Raw genomic sequence first — 19330 nt, 5'->3', positions numbered from 1 at the left:
CGCCCGGTTCGATGTCCAGCAGTTCGGCGGTGTCCCCCAGCGAACCCACTGGGTAGATCACGAAACCGCACTGGAGTACTAGTCGGCCACACGGTCGACCAGCCTCGTGAGGCCAGCGCTGTACTCCTTCAGCTCCGGGGAGACCAACCCGCTTGCTCCTGCCAGCCGCCGCGCCACTGCTTCTTGCTCTCGCACGCAGTCAACGGTGGTGAATGCTGAGCGTTCGCCATCCTCCACCGCCCTTTCCGCGGCCGCGAGGACGGTCTCGGCGTAGCTTGGGTCCATGTAGGTCATGGCGTGCGGCACCTTGAGAGTGGACCCGTCATCCAGGTGCAGGGTGAGTCGGAACTGATAAACGGTTGGAAAGGCTCCGGTGAACACGGATTCCGGGCCAATCGTGAAGGCGAGCCGCTCCTGGCCGTGCGGTGGTACGGAGTATGCCATCGCACGCTTGAGAGTGAATGGGGCTTTTCTCTCAGGTGGGACTTTGAAGTGGTAGCGCGCCTGCACCTCCAAATCCCCTGCTCCGTAAGGGCATCCGACTCCGGAAACGGAGCCGAAGTGCACCTCGGCGCGCCTGACCAGCACGGGGTCGTCGCTCGGGTTGCGCAGCACGACCGAGACGAGCGAAGACTTCCAGTCCTTCATGGCAGTTTTCGAGCCATCCGCTGCGGACAGGGCGTCTGCAGCGATGGCCTGTTCGTGGTCGAGATCAACAGCTGTGACCTCCAGGCCGGGCTGGTCCGGTTCCGGCTGTGCATCGGGAAATAGCAGAAAGAAGGTGCCGATAGCGGTGCCGACCACCGTTAACACCCCTACGACGATCCCCAAGATCACCTGTGGGCGCTGAAGGAATGACTGCTCAGACGCGCCATCCGACGTAGCATTGCTTGAGCCTCTCCCATCTCGTGTCATGAGTACCTTGTTCCCTGGGATACACGGGTGCGAACAGCGGGAGAAGACGGAACCCCTTAGACCCAATGCCGTTGCCTTTGCTGTGGGCGTAGTCTGCTTGGCAGTGGATCCCGGGGGTGGCTCGGGTGGTTGCGAGTGTGTCTGACTTATCGGGCCTCGGTCTGTTGACCTGGGTGTATCCGCCGGGCTTGGTGGATCGGGTGGGTGGCAGCGTGCGGGTGTTCTGAGCAGCGTCAGCGGCTGCTGCCCGCGCGGCTGGTGGTGTACTTCGTGCTGGGGCTGGCGTTGTTCTCGCCTGCTCCGTATCTGGAAGTGATGCGGCACCTGGTCGAAGGGCTGCGGGGTCTTGGGTTGCTGGGCAACTGGCGTGTTCCGGCGAAATCCTCGCTGTTCAGGGCTCGGGAGCGGCTGGGCTCTGAACCGCTGCGGGTGCTGTTCGCCGCAACCGCGAAGCCGATGGCCAACGAGGCGACGCCCGGGGCGTTTTGGCGGGGCTTGCGGCTGCTTGCGGTTGATGGAACGTGTGGGGACGTCGCGGACAGTGAGACCAACGAGATGGCCTTCGGGCGTCCGGGCAGTGGCCGTGGGGCGGGTAGGAGCGCGTTTCCGCAGGTGCGGATGGCGGCGTTGGCGGAGGTGGGCAGCCATGCAGTACTGGATGCGGAGCTCGCCGGGTGCCGCACCGGGGAAGTCACTCTGGTCGGCCGCTTGCCGCGTTCACTCGACCCGGGGCAACTCGTCCTGGCCGATCGCGAGTTCCTCGGGGTGCCCTTGTGGCGGGCATTCACCGCCACCGGCGCCGATCTGCTGTGGCGGGTGCCCGCCAACCGCGTCCTGCCGGTGACCAAGCAGTTCCGTGACGGGTCATGGCTCTCCCAGATTCGGGCGAGCAGCGGTCCGGCCCGGGATCAGCCGGTCGTGGTCCGGGTCCTGGCCTACCAGCTCACCGGCCGGGCCAAGGGTGGAGTCGGCGGCTATCGCCTGGTCACCACCCAGCTGGATGCCCGACGGTATCCGGCCCGGCAACTGGCCGCGCTCTATGCCGAACGCTGCCAGGAGGACGTGGCGACCGACTCGAAGGCCCATGTCCCGGATCACCTCGATGGTTGCCAGGGCCGCGTGTTCGTCGGGTACGACGATCAGGTCCACTGGATCCGCGCCAGTCAGCATCGCGGCCATGAGGTCACCCTCGTCCTCACGGAACCGGCGTCCCTTGAAGGCTGTGGTTCGGCGGATCCCGGTCAGTTGATGTTGTCGGCACCACCGTAGGAAGGTGTCGCGCAGCACGACGCCCCAGCCGCTCTTCTCGTCCGGTGCGAACAGGACCGGATGGCGGACGCCGGAGCAGTACGCGTGCTCGAGCAGTTCGGTCAGTGCGGTCTCATGGGCGATCCCGACAACCGGTGAGGTGGGCATGTCCGGCGGGTAGCGCTCTCCTGCGACCACGGCCCAGGTCCTGACCGAACGCGAGGAGAAGAACAGCGTCGCCATTGCCTCCAACGAGTCCTTCGGCAAAGCGCACATGTTCCGGCGAACTCGTGCGAGGTGCTGCCGAAGCTGGACGGGTTCAATGCGACGGGAGGGTGCCCTTGGAGATCTGGTCAGAAGTGGGTGGCGATGCCGAATGCCTGCCGAAGTTGGGCCATGTCGTGACGGTCGCGATCAGCCGGTTCGTAGCCTTGGTGGAAGTAGACCTGCTGTTCCGGCGACAGGCATGGGACGGCGGTCGTCAGGATCGTGCCGGTGACGAAGCACGAGGCGGGATAGAAGAACGGGTGCTCAGGCTCTGTGGACGCCTGCAGGGCGGATCCGTCCTTAGCAAAGATCAGAGGATGTAGATCGATCTCCCGGCGATGGGGATCGGTGAGGACGAAACGCACGGGGCGCCAGTCGAGGGTCTCGGTGAATCCGGCATCCGCGAGAGCCGCCACGACAGCCTGTTCCTGGCTCTTGCGGTGCATCAGGTCCAGGTCGCGGTGCTGGCGGGTTTGCTGACCGACCAGGGCATCGATGCCCCAGCCACCGCCGATCCAGATGTCGACGCCCGCATTCCGCAGCACGGCAAGGATGGACAGTACGTCGTCGGCCATCATCACCCGCGCAGGCTAGCGTTGATCACCGGGGTGGGCGAGTGGATTTGCCGTCGCGCGGGAGGCCAGTTCCACTTCCCGATCGACGTGCTCGGCGAGATAGATCAGGGTGGCCTGCGGGTCCATGCCGAAGGCGGCGGCGACGAGCTTGGGGTCCATGGTGTTCACCAGGTCGACGAGGCGGGTGCTGCGGATCATTCGGGGCGGGTATCCGCAGTCGTCAAGAACGTGGGAAACATAGGCAGTTGAGGCCGGGCTCCGCCCGGCCTTGGTTCCTTTGGTGACCATCACATGCGGGTTGGTCGTCGGCCACTTCGCGCGGTGGTCCAGGCAGCGTTCCAGCACGGTCCAGGAGGCGGGATCCAGCGGGACGGGATGGGGTCGCTTGCCGAGCCGGACAGTCTGGGCCGCCGCGTCGACGTCGGTGATCGGCAAGGTCCGGACCTCGGTGCTGGACGCTCCATGCAGCGGAGCGAGCATGCCGAGCAGAGCCTCGCGGGGGTGAACGTGATCGTCGGTCGTCCATCGACGGAAGAGCTCGCGCTGCTGGCCGAGGGTGAGGGTGCGGCCGCGGAAGCCGTTGCGTTCCTTCACGATCGGAGTTCGGGTCGGGTCGATCAGCACGATGCGCTGGGAGCGAGCGAAGCGGAAGAACTGCCGCAGCACCACCAGCCGGCGCTTGCGGGCCTTGGGCGAGGTGGCCAGGAAGACTTCGATGTCGTCCACGTCGACCAGGGCCCAGTCGTCCTTGCCGCGGTGCTCGGTGAGGAAGCGGGCCAAGTCCCGCAGGATGGACAGGGCGGTTTCCAGGGTGTGGTTGATGCGAGGGCGAGTGCCGGCCCGGCGGGCCCGGTCCTGGGCCCGCATGCGGTGCCTGGGGCGAGTTGGAGTGCTCGTCCTGCAGGAGGCGGCCGAGGCCGGTGATCAGGCCGCAGGCCCGGGAGACGCAGAAACGGGACGCAACATGCCCGACGAAGTCGTCCAGCCACGTCGGCGGGTCGGCGAGTTGTTCGCGGAGGTGTTCGCCGCGGATGAAGGGTCGGCCCGGATGTTTCTGCCAGCAGGCGGAGCACAAGCCCAGGCCGGCATGCCGTCGCAGTCGCCCGCACTCGCGGCAGGTCCGCGGGGGCTGCTTACCTTGTCGGGGCCGGGAGCAATGTCCGCACCAGCCCGTCTCCTCACGGACATATCCCCGCCTGCCGCAGCGAGGGCAGGGCCGCTGGTCGGCGAGCCGATCGGCCTTTCGCCGGCAGACTCCGCAGAGCCGGTTGTCGGCCGCACGAACGGGTTGGCCGCACTGGTCGCAGACGCGCGAGCAGGTGATGCACCGGCCGGTGTCCTCCTGGAGGACCCGGTCCTTGCCGCAGGACGGACACGCCGCCTTCGCTGCCTGTTCTTTCATCCGGCGTCGGCACCGGCAGCAGTGTTGGCGGTCGCGATAGCCGACTGGCCCGCCACAGGTGACGCAGTCCCGTTGTTTCTTGCTCATGGAGATGTCCGCAGGTCACAGAGGCGGCATCGACCGGCCGCGGGAGGAGCCGGCGGCCTTCGGGACGTCGGCGACGAGCCGGGGCGGAACCACAGGCCGCTCGACGGGAGTGGTGTCGATCTCGATCAGGTCGTTGGGGGTGCACTCCAGCGCGGTGCACAAGGCGGCCAGGGTGGTCATCTTCACCTGCGAGGGTTCCTTGGTGAACAGCGCGGACACCGACGCCGAGGAGAGCTCCAGGCCGGCCTTCTCGGCCAGCAGCCGCCGCAACTCGGTCCCGGTCCACACCTCGCGCTGGGCAGCGGCCATCCGCAGCCGCCATCGGATCTTCATGCTGTGGTGTCCTTCCCGGTCAGCTCGGCCAGAGTGCCGGCGACCGCCCGCTGATAAGCGTCCTCGATGAACGTCGCGGAGGGCCGGACATAACGCATCGTTGAACTGACCGTCCAGTGGCCGAGCATCTGCTGGATCGCCACCAGGTCGACGCCGCGTTCGTAGTTGTGGGTCGCGCAGGCCCTCCGCAGGGCATGCGGGCTGAACCGCTCCGAGGCCGGCTGCCCTTCGAGTTCCATGAGATAGCGCAGCCGGTTGCGGATCGTTCCGCGATGCAGGGCTCCGCCTGACTCGTCGGCGAACAGCACTGGCGAATCAGGGAACTTGGGGCGCACGTCGTCCAGGAACCATCGCAGCACCAGGTCCAGTCCGTCGAGCATGGGCACCCACCGCGGCCGGGGCCCGGAGGTGTGAGCCCCTTTGCCGAAGCGGACGTGGGGTTTGCCGAACGGGCCGCGGCTGAAGTGCACATCCGGCTTGTCCAGCAGCGATGCCTCCTCCGAGCGGAGGCCGGCGTGATACAGGGTCCGGAACATCGCATAGTCCCGGGCGGCTGGCCCGTACTTCCTCGCGGTCGCGATCCGCTGCTTCATGAAGTCGAAGAACTCCGCCACCCGCTCCGGTGTCGGCGGCGGCACGAGGGCCGGGGAGTCGTCGCCGACATGCCGGGAGGCGTTGAACTCGTCGACCGGGCAGACCAGCCGGACGCCGAACGCGGCCTCGATATCGGCCGCCTTGCGGGCCTGCAGGAACCGGTGGAAGCCCTTGAAGATCTGGACGTACTCGCGCCGGGTCGACGTCGCCCGGCCCTTCACCGCGAGGTCGCCGACCACCCGGTCGATGTCCTCCGGGGTCACCTCCCACGCGGGTCGGCCCAGGGCGGCGAGGATCCGCTCCAGCAGGCCGATGTCGTTGTCGATGGTCACAGGGCTGAATCCGCGGGCCTGCCAGGAGGCGACGAACGCGTCGACGCATGCGGTTTGGAACTGCCACGGGTCTGTGGCCAGCGGTTCCTGCGGGACGGACCCGCCCGCGATGACCTGCAGTCTCGCTTCGGCCACCGGCACACCTTCCTCGCACCTGAACAGTCAAGGCAGCACCTTGAAAACCAGGGTGCTACCGCGAGAACCAACGAGGACCCCGGGAGCGGGATACGGCCAGGTGGCAGCGGCAACCCTTGTGAGGGAACAAGTGCCAGCCCCAGATGGTTGGACCAAGACGTTCACTGACCCCCGCCTCTGCGCGGTCATCGTCGGCCGCCTCACCTTCAACGGCACCATCATCGAGACCGGCACCGACTCCTATCGCCTTGCCACTACCCGGGCACGAGTCGAGGCATCGGCCGGCTGACTACCTGATCTGGGCCACGAGCATGGAGACTCTGACGTCTTCGATGAACTGCTGGTCCAGCGGAAGTGACTGCCGGATGCCCTCAGCGAATGCTGGCCGGTCGTCCGCTCCGGGCAGCTCATCTGCGGGGACAGCAGAGTAAATCCCGCCGATGAGCTGGTCGAAGCTCAGCTCATCGCTGTATTCGATCACGACCTCCCGAACACCTTCGAAGCCGGCGGACTTCAGCGCCTGCGCATAGCGAAGCCGGTCTCGCGCGGCGGTGCCGCAGGACGCCTCCAGCTTGGTGTCGAAATGGTGTTCCAGGAAGCCCCGCAGTGAGCGTGACCAATCGCTGTCCTGCAACCACAGCGGCGTCCCGTTAGAGAGCACGGCGACACCTCCCCCGGAGCGGAACAGCGGCGACAGCGCACGGAAGAGTGCCTCGTGTTGCATCCAGTGGAGCGCCTGCCCGATGACCGCCATCGCCAACGACCGCTGTCCCATCAGCTCGCCGAGCGCAGGAACGTCGGTGTCCGCGCCGAGGATCCACGTCGCGTTTTGGACGTCCTGTCTCACGGCTGCTTCCCTCGCGAGCCGAAGCATGTCCGGCTCAGGATCCATGCCGATGACCGAGCGGACCCGGGAGGCAAGCGGGACGGCCAGCTGACCAGTGCCGCACCCTAGGTCGAGCACGATGTCGTCCGTGTTCAGTGCGAATGCCGTTTGCAGCGCGTCGAGAGCCTGAGGCGGATAACCACGCCGGAACTTCGCGTAGTACTTGGCAACGTCACCGCTGAACCCCACAGTCATGGCATCACCTTGCCCAAGCGCGGGCACCGGGGACAGGCTTCCGGCGCACCGATCGCTACCGGCTGAAACCAGAGGTGAACCGCGGGATTGCCGACACAACCACCGTCTGCCGGATCCAGGCGCCGTCAAATCTCATCGACATCTCACCGCGTCAAGATCAAGAAATGCCACTCAAGCCCACCAATATACGCTGTCCGAAGCACTCCACGAAGCCAACCGGCAGTTTTGGTGAACGGTGATTTCGGCCTGTGCGAGGGAGGGCGTGGTTGTTGATGCCGCTCGCCTGTGCCGGGTGGGCCGGGTGTGCTGGGGGTCTGGTGAGGGTGGGCGGGGAGAATGCGGAGGTCCGTGTGGGCTGTGCGGCGCATCGGGGTCGCGGTCCGCGGCGATGGCCGGGGTGTGGTCCGCGCGGTCCTCGCTGCTCACCGGGGGGCCTTGCTGGGGCATGCGAGTCGGGGCGGCTGTGGGCCTGATGCGGCCCGGCACCTGGGCGAGTTGGGTGGGGTTGGTCGGTGGGAGATGTTCGGCCGGCCCCGCCGGCTGCCGTGGTGTGGTCGTGGCCGGTGGGGTCCTGGGTGGTTGGTTCAGTGGGGGAGTGGTTGTCCTTTGGTTTCCGGTCCGGCGGATCGGGTGGTGCTGATGGCGGTGAGGTATGGCACGACTCCGATGATGGTGGCTGCGGTGGTGATTCCGCCGAGCAGGTTGATGAGCGTTCCGGTGCCGAGGACGACCGGTGCGCCGGCGCGTCGGGCGGAGTTGAACACCGATGAGATCGCTGTGGCCCGTCCTGGGGTGGGGAAGGGCTCCGGCAGGTAGATGGGCATCCAGGCGAGCTGGCCCAGGATGAAGAATCCTGCGGCTGCGGCCGTGATCAGTGCCGTCTGTGGGGTGTGGACGGCGATGAAGAAGACCGGGACGATTGCGGCGGAGCCGGTGTAGTAGAGGAGCATGGTGGGTTTTCGGCCCCGGTGGTCGGCCAGGTGGCCGAGCAGGAGGTATCCGGGCACGGACGCTGCGTTGAACACCAGGCCGGCGTGGGCGCCCCAGCGGGTGCCCGTCTGGCCTGCTTCCCTGGCGAGTTGGATGGTGTATTGGGGGATTCAGGCCGATACGGCGTACAGGCCGATGACCGATACCACGGTCAGTACCAGCAGCCGCAGCCCGCGGCGGCGCAGGTGGGGTTCGCTGAAGACAGCGGTGAAGGGGGAGCGCAGGAGTTCCCTGTCGGCGGCTGTGGCGGTGCCGGCGTCGTGGGCGGCCTTGGCCCCGCCGCGTCGGCCAGTTGGAGGGGGTCGGCTTCACGGACATCGAGCATCTGGAGTTCGCCCTGTGGCAGCCGTGCCCTGAACGGTCCGCGAGCCATGGATGTGACTGAGCGGCTTGGGTTGGTGGGTGAGTGTTGTGGTTGGTGGGGCTGGGTGTTTGGGCTGGCGGGCCGGTGGGCCGGGGCCGGGGTGTAGTTACCGTTCAATGGGGCACGACCACAGTCACCAAGCGGGGAAGAGCGCAACGTGAGTCGTCCAGCCATGGGACCCGAGGGCGAGAGGGATCAGTATGCGGACCGGTATCGTCATGGCTGCACGCCCGGGTGTGGAGCACCTGGCCGTACGTGCGGAGGAACTCGGTTTCAGTAGTTTCTGGGTATACGACACGCCGATGGTCCATGGTGATCCGTTCGTCGGCCTCGCGCTCTGCGCCAAGTCCACCAGCCGGATCAAACTCGGTATCGGGGTCACCTCGCCGGCGCTGCGTTCCGCGCCCGCCGCGGCGGCGGCGCTCAGCAGTCTCAACGCCCTCGCTCCGGGCCGCATCATCTGCGGGGTCGGCACCGGCAACACCGCGCGCCGCACGCTGGGCATGCGGCCTACGAAGATGGTGGAGCTGGAGTCGTTCACGGCCGCCCTGCGGGATCTCACCGCGGGCTGCGAGACGGACTACCGCGAGGGAACCCGGGCCAGCAGGGTGCGTTTCCTGCATGTCGGCGGCTATGTCAACACCGAGGACCCGGTGGAGTTCGCCGTGGCTGCATTCGGCCCGAGGGTTGGCGCCATCGCCGGCCGCCTGGGTACAGGAATGATCTCCTTTGCGCTGCACGACCCCGCGGCCTGGTCCGCGCTCGGCCAGGCCCGCCGGGCAGCGGCACAGGCCGCGGGCAACAGCGGGGAGACGTATTCGTACCTCATCTCCTCCCTGTACGTTCTCGCCGACGGCGAGGACCGGTACGGCGATGCCGTCAAGGACGCGATGGGGCACATCGCGGTGAGCGCACTGATCCTCGCAGTGGAGAACCCGGCCTTCCGCGCGGCCCTGCCCCAGGAGGAGTCCGCGGCCGTCGACCGCCTGCTCCACCTGCGCGGTACCACCGCCACCGACCCCAACCGCCACCACAGGCTCTACCACAATTATCTCGGCCGGCTGTCCACCGAGGACCGCGATCTCCTCGTGCCGTCACTGGTGGACAAGTTCGGTCTGATCGGTACCAGGGACGAGATCGGACGGCAGATCAACGCGCTGGAGAAGTCAGGGGTCAACGAGCTCGTGATCCATCCCGTGGCGGACCCTGAGGCGGAAATGGCCGAGCTCGCGCGGCTCCTGCCCTGATGCTGCACAGCCACGGCCATGGCGGCCCCGCACCACCGCCCGCCCTCCTCGATCGGCAGGGATGATGCCCAGCGGCCGACGCAGCGGCGCGAGCGTCGGCGCGAGCAGCGGCGGGTTGCTGCGCAGGGCGGCGAAGCCCGGCCATCCCCGCTTCAGATCCACGTGGGGCCATCAGCTTTCAAGCGCTCATCCGCCGACTGGAACGCTCAGCCACACCGGATCAAGCTGGCCCGGGCTCGCGGCTGTTCGCAAGGGGCGACGGCGCACCTGAAAGCGGCCGGGACCGCTCCTCCTCTGCTGCTCCAGACGGGGCGTAGGCGGTAACTCCGGCCTGCACAATACGTTGGATGAGTTGTGCCACAACCCGCATCCAGCCCAGCAGGACCACTGCGGCCCCGGTAGGCAAGTCTCAGCAACTGCCCTTCCTCCTGACCGCGCCGGCGAGGCGAAGCGACTGGCACCCTGCTGAGTTGCGTGGTCTCATTGTCACTGCCGGACCCGATGCGCAGCTCCTGGCTGCCGTGGTGGCCATCCGGGCTGCGCGCGGCGGGGGCGGCGACTTTCACCGGAACGGACCTGTCTGCTCTGCGGCTGAGTGATCCGCGAGAAGCCGTTGATGCCCTTCGAGGTCTTGGGCGGCAGATTGAAGACGGGATCTTCGACGCGGGCCCTGCCGCGCCTCCGGTCCCTGTCACCGCCCCTGGCCTGGTCCGCGAGACGGACCTAGCGAGGTCGCGGCGTCGACGTAGTTGTCGCGGTCGAGCACGATCGTGGCGTACCAGCGGGAAGCCTGGACGTGGATCTTCCGGGAGCGCCAGTTGTTCGGATCGCGGTCGAGATAAATAGTGCGCTCGGTCATGCGCCCTGCTCCTTGTCTGAACTGCCCCGGCTCAGGCCCACTCCACGCCCAGTTCGGTCAGAGCGGCTGTCCAGGAACGGTTTTTCTGATCAGTAATGTGTGGTCTGGCCTGCGTTGATCAGTTTGTGGTGTGTCTGCGGGTGGGGGATGCGGTGTGCGAGACGTGACGCCTCTTCCGCCTGGCGGGGCCGGGTGCCGCCGCCCGCGGCATTGTGACGCTGTCGGCTGTCCGGCGCTCCCCGCGCGGCCGCTGCCCTCTACTCCCGTTCTCGCGTGAGCAGGCCGTCCCGCCGTCCCCTTCTTCTGCGACGACTGGTCCCTCCCAGTTGAAACTTCGTGGTTGTCCATCGCTCAGTGCTGGTCATCGGATTCCGTCGGGGTGGCACGCTTCAGGCCCTGCGATGATCTTGCTCCAGACTGGCTTCGCCTGATCGGGCATTCTTTCCAGCGCGTGCTGCATGGTCGCGATGATCTCGTTGTGGTCCTGCTGGAAACGCAGCGACCAGGAGGCCGACTCCAGCACATCGGTGGGCTTGGTGAGCACCACCTCGGGATGGGAGTGGTGCTGTAGGAGTTCGGCTGCGCAGTCCGCGCTGGCGGCGGCGTAGGCGTGTTGCCTGGCCGTCCGCATTGACAAATAGCCCGTGCACCACGCCTTCAGCTTGTTTTTTATGGTCTGAGTAGGTTTCGTTCGGTGATGCTTTCTGGTCGTTTCATGGTCTTGCCCACGTCGTAGCGGGTGGCGGGGCGCCGGTTCTTCGAGCCGAGTGGCCGTCCCGGGCCGGGTTTGAGGGTTTGGGCGCACGGGCCGGGCAGGCGAGGTGCGGGCGGAGGTTTCGGAACCCCCGGCGGACCCGTGCCGGGGTGAGCCGGCGGGGCCCGGCTGGTTTCTCCCAGGGCCGCCGGAGGTCGGCGACGGCCTGGCGGAGGAGGCGGAGCTGCGTGTGTGCGGCGATGATCAGCCAGGTCCAGTGATCGCCGGCCCTCGGGCTGCGGAGCTTTGGGCGGGTCCAGCCGAGGGTCTGTTTGATCATGCGGAAGGTGTGTTCCAGGTCGAACCTTCGCAGGAACGCCTGCCATCGGACATCAACGTCGACAGTCCTCATCCCGGTCTTCGAGGACCACAGCCATAGCGGCAGCGGGTCGTTGCCGCCGGGCAGGCGGTCGACCTCCAGACGGATCAACGTACCTTCGATGACGGGGAGTTCGCCGGTGTGGTCGATCCAGGCGGAGCGGGTCGTGAGCCGGGGGTGGATGCGGTCCCAGGCCATGGCCCGGGCGGTGCCGTACCGGTCGGTGACCTGCGCGGTCGCGGCGTCGGGCTCACCCCAGGTGTCGGGCCTGGCGAAGCGGAACTCCTTGCCGTGCCGGGGTGGGTGGCCGCCGCGGGGGTGAGCCAGGTAGTACTCCTTGCGAGAGGGTGCCGGACGGCGCATGACCCGGTCCGCGCGCATCCGCCCCAGGACCTCCACCGGCAGCCCGGCCAGGAGGTGGGCCATGCGCGGGGCGTCGTAGCCGGCGTCGAAGACGACGAGGATGTCGCGGTCGCCCACGTGCCAGCGGCCCATCTCGATGAGGTCGGTGACCACCCGGCGGACCTGGGCGGCGGTGGTCTCGGCGACGTCGTCGGCAGGGCCCAGTCGGACGGCGTCCAGGAGCTGGCACCAGGAGGTCCGGCCCGATTCCAGGGCGGCGACGAACGAGTACCGCCAGCCCGGGACGAACTGGTCCGACGACCTCCCGTTGCGGCCGTAGATGTGACAGAACAGGCGCTCCGGGCTGGTGGCGGCGTCGGGGCGCAGCCAGTGGCTGATGTCGACCGCGAGGACCAGACGCCCGTCGGCGGCCCGCGGCATCGGCAGCCCGGCCAGCACCTGCCGCAGCCGGGGCACGTCCACGTTCCCGCTGTTCAGCGCGTCGTACATGGCGCCGTGCCCCCGCCGGTGCTCGGCCACCAGCGTCAGGTCCACCGGCGCCCTCACCGGGCCGTCCGCACACAGCAACGCGTCCGCGAGCTCGAACAGCTCGTCCCCGCGCGCGGTCAGGGAGTCGAACAGATCCTCCCGGAAGCGGGACGCTGTCGCGAACGCTTCCCCGGAACCGGGATCAGGCGGCAGACTCACGTTCACGGCCTTCGTCTCGATCGGTGCACCTTGGTCGGAGCACATGATCAGACGAAGGCCGCCCCGCTGTCCGGCGAACGCCCAGGTGAGCGGCCTAGTTCGAGACCCATTTCGACCTCAGACCATAAAAAACAAGCTAACGAGTTGGTGTGTGATAGCGGGTGAGGCGTGTTTGGTCTGGTCGTGGCCTGTTTTCAGACGTTGATGGTGCGGTCGGATACGAGGCTAGCGATGGCGCGGTAGGTGTCGGGCAGGCGGTCGCGGCGGTGGGTCCAGCGCGTCAGTTGCTTCCAGCGTTTGTGATCGGCAAGGGCGTGTTCGACCGTGATGCGGTCGGATGAGTGCCAGTGGCGGTCGCGTTCCCACTGTTCGATTCTGCCGGGCAGTGCTCCCGGCCGCGGTTTTCTGGGCGGTGTGATGGCTTGTCCGCGGTGGTCGCGGCTCAGGCCGAGATAGCCGTCGTCCAGCAGGACTTCGACGTCGGGGAAGTGCTGGAAGCAGGTGGCGATGCCCTCGTTGCGGGCGGCCGTGGCGTCGTGCATACGACCAGGCCGCAGGGCATCGGTCCATAACGTGCGGCCACGGTGGTCGGCGATGACGGTGGCCTTCATGGTGTTCTGCTTCTTCTTCCCGGAAACGAATGCGCGCCGTCCACCGCGTCCGGCCACTGGTCGGCGGACCTGGATCTCGGTGGCGTCCAGCCGCAGCTCGGTGCCTTCGGCCCGGGCGTAGGCGAACACGTCGGCCAGAGTCCGTAATCGCAGGCCGGGACGGTCGGGGACCGCGCACCCCCGCGCGGCCAGGAGCGTGCGTACTTCTGCGATCGCGCGGGTGACGGTGGAGCGGTCGACGCCGAACAGCAGGCCCAACACCGCGTGCGGCAGGTCGTGCCGCAGATGGATCAGCGTGGCCACCAGCCGGTCGACGAAGACCAGCTGGTGGCGAGCGCCGGCACCCGCGGCCCGCTTCCTGGCCCCACCTCGTGCAGCATGGCGACGACCCTCGACCCCGGCCTGCCACGGCGCCACCAACTCCTCAACCAGGTACGCGAGATGACGCCGAGAGATCCCCGTGAACAGCCGATGCGCCGGCACTGCCCGATTGACCATGATCGCCACAGCCGGATCATGCCACCAGCCAGGCACGACGCCTCACCCGCTATCACACACCAACTCGTAAACCGCAGTCGGGGTATCACTCGGGTAGATTTCCCCGCTCGCGGTGAGGTGGGCCCGTGCCTGAGGAACGGGAGAGACGAGAGATGGACGACTACCTCCGATGGAGTGGGGAAGGCCTAATGTCAGGCGGCATCGTGCCGTCTCGTCGGTGTGCAATCTACGTCGAGCCATAGCCGGATATGTCGCTTGGCTTCCGTGCGCCCTGAAAACGAATCAAGAGCAGTTCTCCGTGGGCGAGAGTGCGTCTTGACGGATGAGGTCCAGGAGTCCGGGGAAGCTGTTGTCGAGGTCTTCGCGGCGCAGGACCGGTAGGCGCAGTGTGCCATCGGCCTTGCACACGGTGATGCCCGCGTTGAGCAGCTTGGTGAGGTGGTAGGAGCAGGTCGAGGCTGGTAGCGACACCTGTTCGGCGATCTCGCCGGCGGTCCGAAGCTGCCCGTCGAGCAACAGTCGCACGATGGCCACGCGGCTATCGTCGCCGAGCACGGCGAACACCTTGGCCAGGCTGGGCAGCGGCATCGGGGGCGATGTTCGAGGGGTACGCGCCATGGAGACATGCTAGCTTAGATTTAGTATTTCCAATATGATGGAACTACTAAATCTGCCTGGGAGGCGCTGAAGATGTGTGAGGACCGAATCCAGTACCTGCTCGATCGGATCGAGATACAGGACAAGGTCGCCCTCTATGGGCTGGGGCAGGACCTGCACCAGGCCGACAGCGGAGACGGCAACGTCCTCGCACAGTGGGACCAGCTGTTCACCCCCGATGTCAAGATCGACGCCACCGCCGCCGGTGCGAAGGTCTTCGAGCTGCGCGAGTACGCAGAGTTGATGCGCGGAAAGGACCTGAGCGGCGGCACTGCGGGCCTGGGCCTGTCCTTCAATGCCTGGCAGCACATCGAAGGACACGCCACGGTCAGCATCAACGGCGACACCGCTCACTCGGTGACCCCGCACCTGCACATGCACGCCAGCCGGGACGGGGCCAGCAACACGTTTGCCGTCGGCTACTGGCACGACGACTGGATTCGCACGCCCGCAGGCTGGCGGATCTCCTTCCGACGTGTGGAGCACCTCTTCTTCCAGACCTTCCCCACCGTCGAGACTCCCCAAATGGTGTCGGGCGTCGACCCTGTCTGATCGCTTCCGGGCGGAGGATGACGCCGGCGACTTTGACGCCTGGCCGGTCCCACCCTCGTAGTCGGTGTTCGGAGGCCTGCGGGCTGGGGCCCTCCTCGACAGTGGCGGTTCGCGTCCTAGGCGATGACTGGTTCGACGGGCCCTTGGTCGAGTGCTCAGCCACGCACGTGGGTGTTAGCAGCTGCGTGCGTCGCTGCCGTGCCCGTATACGGCGGTGGGCAAGCCGTTGGCCTTGACGGCACTGTCCGAGGGGGGCACCGAACCTGTGTCCCGGACACTCGTGGCCAACCATCCCGGGCACGTCCGCCCACGCGCGCCATTACACGTAGCACCGTCGGAATACCCGACGCACAGGCGATGCCTGCACCGACCGCCGCGATCAGGCTGACCGCTGTGTTCACGTGCAGCGCGGCCGCGACTGTCAGGACGCGCTCAAAGTGCTTTTTCGGCAGCGGCCTTCATGTGACGAAGCCATGACTTCAGGAAATCTTGGAGGGGCGCAACCGCGTGCGGCCCAGTGCCGGCGAGCCAGCTTTCGGCCGTTGTCATAGCAGTCCTGTCTCCCCGCGGCGTGAACATGAAGCCGTGAATTCCGTGACTACCTGCGTTGACGCCGCTCCACACTGTCAGCTGCTGGGGCTTGACCAGCTCGATGACCGCCGGGAAACAGGCGTCGCCTCCGCGCACACCGCAGTGGATCACCGACCCCGGAACAAACTCGCCGCCGATCTGCTCCGAGCTGATGTTCTTGTTCCACTGCCCCCCAGGAGGCGACATCGGCGTGTATTCCCCAGACACGCTCGACAGGGGCAGCGATCTCGCAACTTGCAGCCACCATGACAGGGGCCTTCTCATCCAATCCAGCGTCGAATTGACCCTACACGTCAACTTTCAGGCCGGGTCGGTGGGTTGGCGTCGGGTACACAAAGGACGCCTTTGTGTACCCGACGGCCGGATCGGCCGCGAGGTCGCGCAAAACCGGCGACCGGCCGATGCCTGGCTGGATGTCCGATCGGCCATGCCGCAGTCCTAAAGTGCCCGGGGCACATCTCGGAAGCTGAACTACTGCCCGAGGTGTGTGACGGGCCCCGACCGCGAGATCGGCAGACGCCCTTGAAAGCCCTCTACGAGAGGACAAATGGCGCAACCTCCTCTCCTGCCTTCCAGGCCGCCCCGTCCACGCCCGCAGCGCGCTCGCTCAGCTGCCCAGGGTCGGTCACGAGCGTTCCGTGCCCCTGTTCCTTGCCTGTCTCGATGATGCCTCTCAAGTTGGTGTCGACGTGGCTGAGCTCGTGGCCGAGGACCTCGGCGTTGTCCTTGGCGCGGGAACTGAGCATCACATCTGTCCCGAGCGTGACGGCCTCAGCCCCGAACGCCTCGACGGCGCGTTGCGCGATGGGCCCGGTGTGAATACGGGCGGCCGACATATGAGGGTTCTGATAGAAGGACTGCGCCCGCTGTGGCTCGGCCCCCTGCAGTGTCTGGCTGTGAGGACTTGGCGGCATCGAGCAACTCGACCGGGTCCGCGCTTTCCGTGGCGCTCTGCGCGATCCTTCGTTGTGCGACCAGGTGCCCCACCGCCCGGTTACCAGCCGACTTCTGGAACGCCTGCGTCTCGGCAGCGGTGACAGGTCCGTCTGCAGGTCGCCCGGACAACCCTCGCCACGGCGCGATGGACGCGACCCGGGGCGCCGGGCGCGACGTCTGGGCCCTGCCTTCAGGCATCTCCACACGTTCGTACACGCACCACACCTCCAATGACGCAGACCTACGGTGAATTAGCCATGCAACCAGGGCGGGTGCGACGGTTGCAGGTCTCGCAGGGCAGCCGTAGGGGTAGATCGGCAGGGGGCTTGCGGACGATCGTGGTGCTGCAGCTGGCTGAGCAAGGCTTCCGCCGCCGTGCCGAGTTTCGGCCCCGTGCAATACACCGAGCAGCGAGCGGTGTGTTGCCGCTCAATTACCGCGGAGCCACTGTTCAGGTCCAGTCACGGCGAGGCATGGAGCTACGACGGCCCACGGGCCGTCAGTGGGCCTCGAGTCCGCCTCGAAAATTGGCTCCAGCACCAGTTTCAAGGATGCCTGGACCACCCGGTCGGTAACGGTCGCGATCCCCAAACGGCGGAGCTTCCCGCCCGCCTTCGGGATCATGCGCTCGCGCACCGGTAGCGGGCGGAAACTACGGTCCTTCAATTGCGACCGCAGTCCGCCGAGAAAATCCTCGACGCCCTGCCCGGCCTCGACCGAACGGGCCGTGCGCCCGTCCACTCCAGCCGTGCGGGACCCCTTGTTACCCCTCACCCGATCCCAGGCCACCAGAAGAAAACCGGGATCGGCGACGAGATTGTAGAGGTCGTCGAACCTGCGATGAGAATCATCACGAGCCCAACGGTGCAGCTTGGTCTGGATATTCAGTACCCGTCACTCCGCCACATATAGGGCGTGCTCCAGTTCGTCAGTATTCACCAGCGAAAACCTTCCGATGTTTCAGCAGCCTCGACTGCTGACTTGCTGGCCCCCTTCGCCCTGCGGCCATCTCTCACGGTCTCCACGGCGGGTCGTCACGCCCGCGACTACTACGGAGCCTCCGCCCCATCCCACGGCCCTGAGCCGGCAAGTGGCAGTTCCGGCACGTCCCGCCTTGGTCGGGGCCGCTTGCCACCCTCACCCGGCCGCCCCGGATCAGGCTGTCCCCAAGAGCTTCGATCAGGCCGCTACGACGGCCCGACGGAAGTGGTCTTCCACCACCTCTCGATCAACATCGCGCCTCGTGGCGCACAGTTCCGCCGCAAAAAAATGCGCTCGCGGCCTTCGGAATCTCGTTCGCCCGCCTCAACTCCGTGTTTTTTCTGCGAAGTTGTCTCAGCTCTTCCCGCTCTGCGGTGGTCAGCCGGTCGTCGCGTTCGCCGGCGTCCGCCTCAGCCTGGCGGACCCACCCGCGCAGGGCCTCCTTGTGGATGCCCAGGTTTTTTGCGACGTGTGTGATCGGACGGCCGGTGGTGCGGACCTCGCGGACGGCCCGCTCGCGGAGTTCGTTCGGGTGTTTACGTGGTGCTGGCACTGCTCGTGGTTCTCCTTCGGGCCAGGATCATAAGCCTGGCTTCAGCGACTTCACGAATCCGGGGTCAGCTCAATTCGGGCTGCACCGGGATCGGCGGAAGATGCGCCAGGACTTCAAGCGTGCAATGTCGCGCTCGACCGGCGCCCGTGCCGCGGACAGTGCGCGGTTGACGGTTTGCTGGGTCGGCGTGAGGTCGCGACCCGGCGGGTGTCTGAGGGGTGTCGTCACCCACGGGCCGGATCCCATGTGGGCGCGGTCGGCGAGGATGGGGACGCCCTGGCGTTCGCAGATCCGGATGATCCGGTGGGCGCGGGCCGCAGTGAGATGTGGGCGCGGCCGGGCATCGTCGGCGAGATCCACAGCAGCCGCCCGACCGGGCCGGTCACCACCTGCACGTTCACCCCGTGGCGTCGGTGTTTGTGGGGGAAGTCGGCCCGGCTGTCGCCGACCCGGTCACACTCCGCCACGGTGCCGTCGAGCAGGACGTAGTCCGGTTCCGCCTCGCGCAGGGCGCGCAGCGGACCGGGTGCGGGGTCGGTGAGCAGGTCGACGACGGCTGTCGTGTGGGCGTGGGCGGTGCCCACGGAGATACCGAACCCGGCAGCGAGCTGGGCGAGGGTGTCGTGCCGGCGCAGGTGCACCAGGCCGACCAGGGCACGCTGGTGTGGTGGGAGCTTGCAGCGGCGGTCACCCTCGCGGTTGACGATGAGCATGGTTACCCACTCGACCAGGGCGTGGGGCAGGTCGAGTGCGGCAGAATACGGAACCAACGCGGTTCCTGTGCCTGTGGGTTGAGAGCGAGGGTCCGGCGTCGAGCGCCTGGCCGAACCAGGCGTCGAACAGCAAAGCTGGTCCGTCGAGCCGCCCGGCCTGGAGGAGCAGCTCGGCAAAGCGGTCAGCGTCGAGCAACTTGCCGCACTCGGCGGCCGCGACGACGGCGGCGAACGCCTCCGCCCCGAGGTCGCGCGGTTCGTCTGGCGAGCTGGGCGCTTTCGTCATGGGTGGTCCGTTCGGTCTCGTCGGTTTGCGGGCGGAGCGGTCCGGCAGGGCGAGCGTCCGACCTGGCAAGGTCCCATCTTCTTCATGGTGTTCACTGGCCAACCCCGCCGTGGTCGCCTTCGACCGGCTTGAGGCCCTTGTACGCGGCCGGCTCAAGTGCCTCCAGCACCGGTCCGGCGCCCGCGACGGCTTCATAGCGGGCACCGGCCCGACCCTCGACGAACCAGCGTCACCTTGACGAGCCGAAGTCAGTAACGGCGACGACGTGCTGGTGGAGGCAGACGGCACCCGGCGCGTACCGGGAGCCGTCCGGGCGCTGTACCCGGTTCAGGATCGGGCAGTGGTGGCGGGACGCTTCACCTGGAGTGTCGGCGTTCTGGTGTGCCGACCCCTGATCGCG

The 19330-nt window shown here is 67.1% G+C and carries 16 protein-coding genes and 6 pseudogenes; 5 read left to right on the top strand and 17 right to left on the bottom strand.

Annotated elements, in window-relative coordinates; translation table 11 throughout:
* Window positions 1–78: 78 nt before the first annotated feature.
* Window positions 79–804, bottom strand: a complete 726-nt coding sequence (locus AB0E24_RS42580; RefSeq protein ID WP_359385155.1) for a hypothetical protein — start codon at window positions 802–804, stop codon at window positions 79–81.
* Between the two features lie 315 nt (window positions 805–1119).
* Between AB0E24_RS42580 and AB0E24_RS42575 the strand changes: the two are divergent.
* Window positions 1120–1959, top strand: a pseudogene (locus AB0E24_RS42575) (IS4 family transposase); the annotation flags it as partial.
* A gap of 57 nt (window positions 1960–2016) precedes the next feature.
* Here the strand turns inward: AB0E24_RS42575 and AB0E24_RS42570 are convergent.
* The 5 genes and pseudogenes from AB0E24_RS42570 to AB0E24_RS42550 all read right to left on the bottom strand — a co-directional run.
* Window positions 2017–2331, bottom strand: a pseudogene (locus AB0E24_RS42570) (hypothetical protein); the annotation flags it as partial.
* A 185-nt stretch (window positions 2332–2516) separates the two neighbouring features.
* The gene (locus tag AB0E24_RS42565) at window positions 2517–3008 is read right to left on the bottom strand and encodes a nucleotidyltransferase domain-containing protein (RefSeq protein ID WP_359385158.1); all 492 of its coding nucleotides are present in this window, start codon (window positions 3006–3008) and stop codon (window positions 2517–2519) included.
* 12 nt (window positions 3009–3020) lie between these two features.
* Entirely contained in the window at window positions 3021–3872 is an 852-nt protein-coding gene (locus tag AB0E24_RS42560) for a site-specific integrase (protein WP_359385153.1), read from the bottom strand.
* Window positions 3873–4509: 637 nt separating this feature from the next.
* Window positions 4510–4827, bottom strand: a complete 318-nt coding sequence (locus tag AB0E24_RS42555; protein ID WP_069875275.1) for a helix-turn-helix domain-containing protein — start codon at window positions 4825–4827, stop codon at window positions 4510–4512.
* A complete protein-coding gene (locus AB0E24_RS42550) occupies window positions 4824–5888 on the bottom strand; it encodes a tyrosine-type recombinase/integrase (protein WP_359385151.1) in 1065 nt (354 codons plus the stop codon). The genes AB0E24_RS42555 and AB0E24_RS42550 overlap by 4 nt, the downstream gene beginning before the upstream one ends.
* A gap of 145 nt (window positions 5889–6033) precedes the next feature.
* On the opposite strand from AB0E24_RS42550, the pseudogene AB0E24_RS42545 reads away from it, so the two are divergent.
* Window positions 6034–6177, top strand: a pseudogene (locus AB0E24_RS42545) (IS21-like element helper ATPase IstB); the annotation flags it as partial.
* On the opposite strand, the gene AB0E24_RS42540 reads toward AB0E24_RS42545, so the two are convergent.
* Window positions 6178–6969 (bottom strand): class I SAM-dependent methyltransferase, encoded by a 792-nt coding sequence (locus AB0E24_RS42540; protein WP_359385149.1) that lies wholly within the window; start codon window positions 6967–6969, stop codon window positions 6178–6180.
* A 584-nt stretch (window positions 6970–7553) separates the two neighbouring features.
* Window positions 7554–7976 (bottom strand): MFS transporter, encoded by a 423-nt coding sequence (locus AB0E24_RS42535; protein WP_359385147.1) that lies wholly within the window; start codon window positions 7974–7976, stop codon window positions 7554–7556.
* Between the two features lie 547 nt (window positions 7977–8523).
* Here AB0E24_RS42535 and AB0E24_RS42530 point away from each other — a divergent pair.
* Complete coding sequence (locus tag AB0E24_RS42530) at window positions 8524–9570, top strand: LLM class flavin-dependent oxidoreductase (RefSeq protein ID WP_359385145.1); 1047 nt, start codon at window positions 8524–8526, stop codon at window positions 9568–9570.
* A gap of 691 nt (window positions 9571–10261) precedes the next feature.
* On the opposite strand, the gene AB0E24_RS42525 is transcribed toward AB0E24_RS42530, so the two are convergent.
* The 5 genes and pseudogenes from AB0E24_RS42525 to AB0E24_RS42505 form a co-directional block, all read right to left on the bottom strand.
* Window positions 10262–10429, bottom strand: coding sequence for a hypothetical protein (locus tag AB0E24_RS42525; RefSeq protein WP_359385143.1), 168 nt, complete (start codon window positions 10427–10429; stop codon window positions 10262–10264).
* A 361-nt stretch (window positions 10430–10790) separates the two neighbouring features.
* Window positions 10791–11060, bottom strand: a complete 270-nt coding sequence (locus tag AB0E24_RS42520; protein ID WP_359385141.1) for a hypothetical protein — start codon at window positions 11058–11060, stop codon at window positions 10791–10793.
* Window positions 11061–11098: 38 nt separating this feature from the next.
* Window positions 11099–12552: pseudogene (locus AB0E24_RS42515) on the bottom strand (NF041680 family putative transposase).
* Window positions 12553–12746: 194 nt separating this feature from the next.
* Window positions 12747–13661, bottom strand: a complete 915-nt coding sequence (locus AB0E24_RS42510; protein WP_359385156.1) for a transposase family protein — start codon at window positions 13659–13661, stop codon at window positions 12747–12749.
* A gap of 282 nt (window positions 13662–13943) precedes the next feature.
* A complete protein-coding gene (locus tag AB0E24_RS42505; protein ID WP_100808994.1) occupies window positions 13944–14249 on the bottom strand; it encodes an ArsR/SmtB family transcription factor in 306 nt (101 codons plus the stop codon).
* A gap of 102 nt (window positions 14250–14351) precedes the next feature.
* Here AB0E24_RS42505 and AB0E24_RS42500 point away from each other — a divergent pair, with 102 nt between their 5' ends.
* Window positions 14352–14870 carry a nuclear transport factor 2 family protein gene (locus AB0E24_RS42500; protein ID WP_069875281.1) on the top strand — a complete coding sequence of 173 codons (519 nt, stop codon included), beginning with the start codon at window positions 14352–14354 and terminating at the stop codon, window positions 14868–14870.
* A gap of 432 nt (window positions 14871–15302) precedes the next feature.
* Here the strand turns inward: AB0E24_RS42500 and AB0E24_RS42495 are convergent, their stop codons facing one another.
* From AB0E24_RS42495 to AB0E24_RS42480, 4 genes and pseudogenes are all read right to left on the bottom strand, one after another.
* Entirely contained in the window at window positions 15303–15725 is a 423-nt protein-coding gene (locus AB0E24_RS42495) for an SRPBCC family protein (protein WP_359385139.1), read from the bottom strand.
* Window positions 15726–15994: 269 nt separating this feature from the next.
* Window positions 15995–16375, bottom strand: coding sequence for an eCIS core domain-containing protein (locus AB0E24_RS42490; protein WP_147966111.1), 381 nt, complete (start codon window positions 16373–16375; stop codon window positions 15995–15997).
* 1250 nt (window positions 16376–17625) lie between these two features.
* Complete coding sequence (locus tag AB0E24_RS42485; protein WP_435865387.1) at window positions 17626–17931, bottom strand: transposase; 306 nt, start codon at window positions 17929–17931, stop codon at window positions 17626–17628.
* 69 nt (window positions 17932–18000) lie between these two features.
* Window positions 18001–18701: pseudogene (locus AB0E24_RS42480) on the bottom strand (transposase).
* A 320-nt stretch (window positions 18702–19021) separates the two neighbouring features.
* Here AB0E24_RS42480 and AB0E24_RS46105 point away from each other — a divergent pair.
* A pseudogene (locus tag AB0E24_RS46105) lies at window positions 19022–19168 on the top strand (IS630 family transposase); the annotation flags it as partial.
* Window positions 19169–19330: the final 162 nt, after the last annotated feature.

Origin of the sequence: Streptomyces malaysiensis subsp. malaysiensis (genome assembly GCF_040653035.1) — a bacterium.
Lineage (GTDB): Bacteria > Actinomycetota > Actinomycetes > Streptomycetales > Streptomycetaceae > Streptomyces > Streptomyces malaysiensis.
The sequence above is the reverse complement of the archived record's forward strand: the minus strand, read 5'-3'. Positions and strand labels throughout refer to the sequence as shown.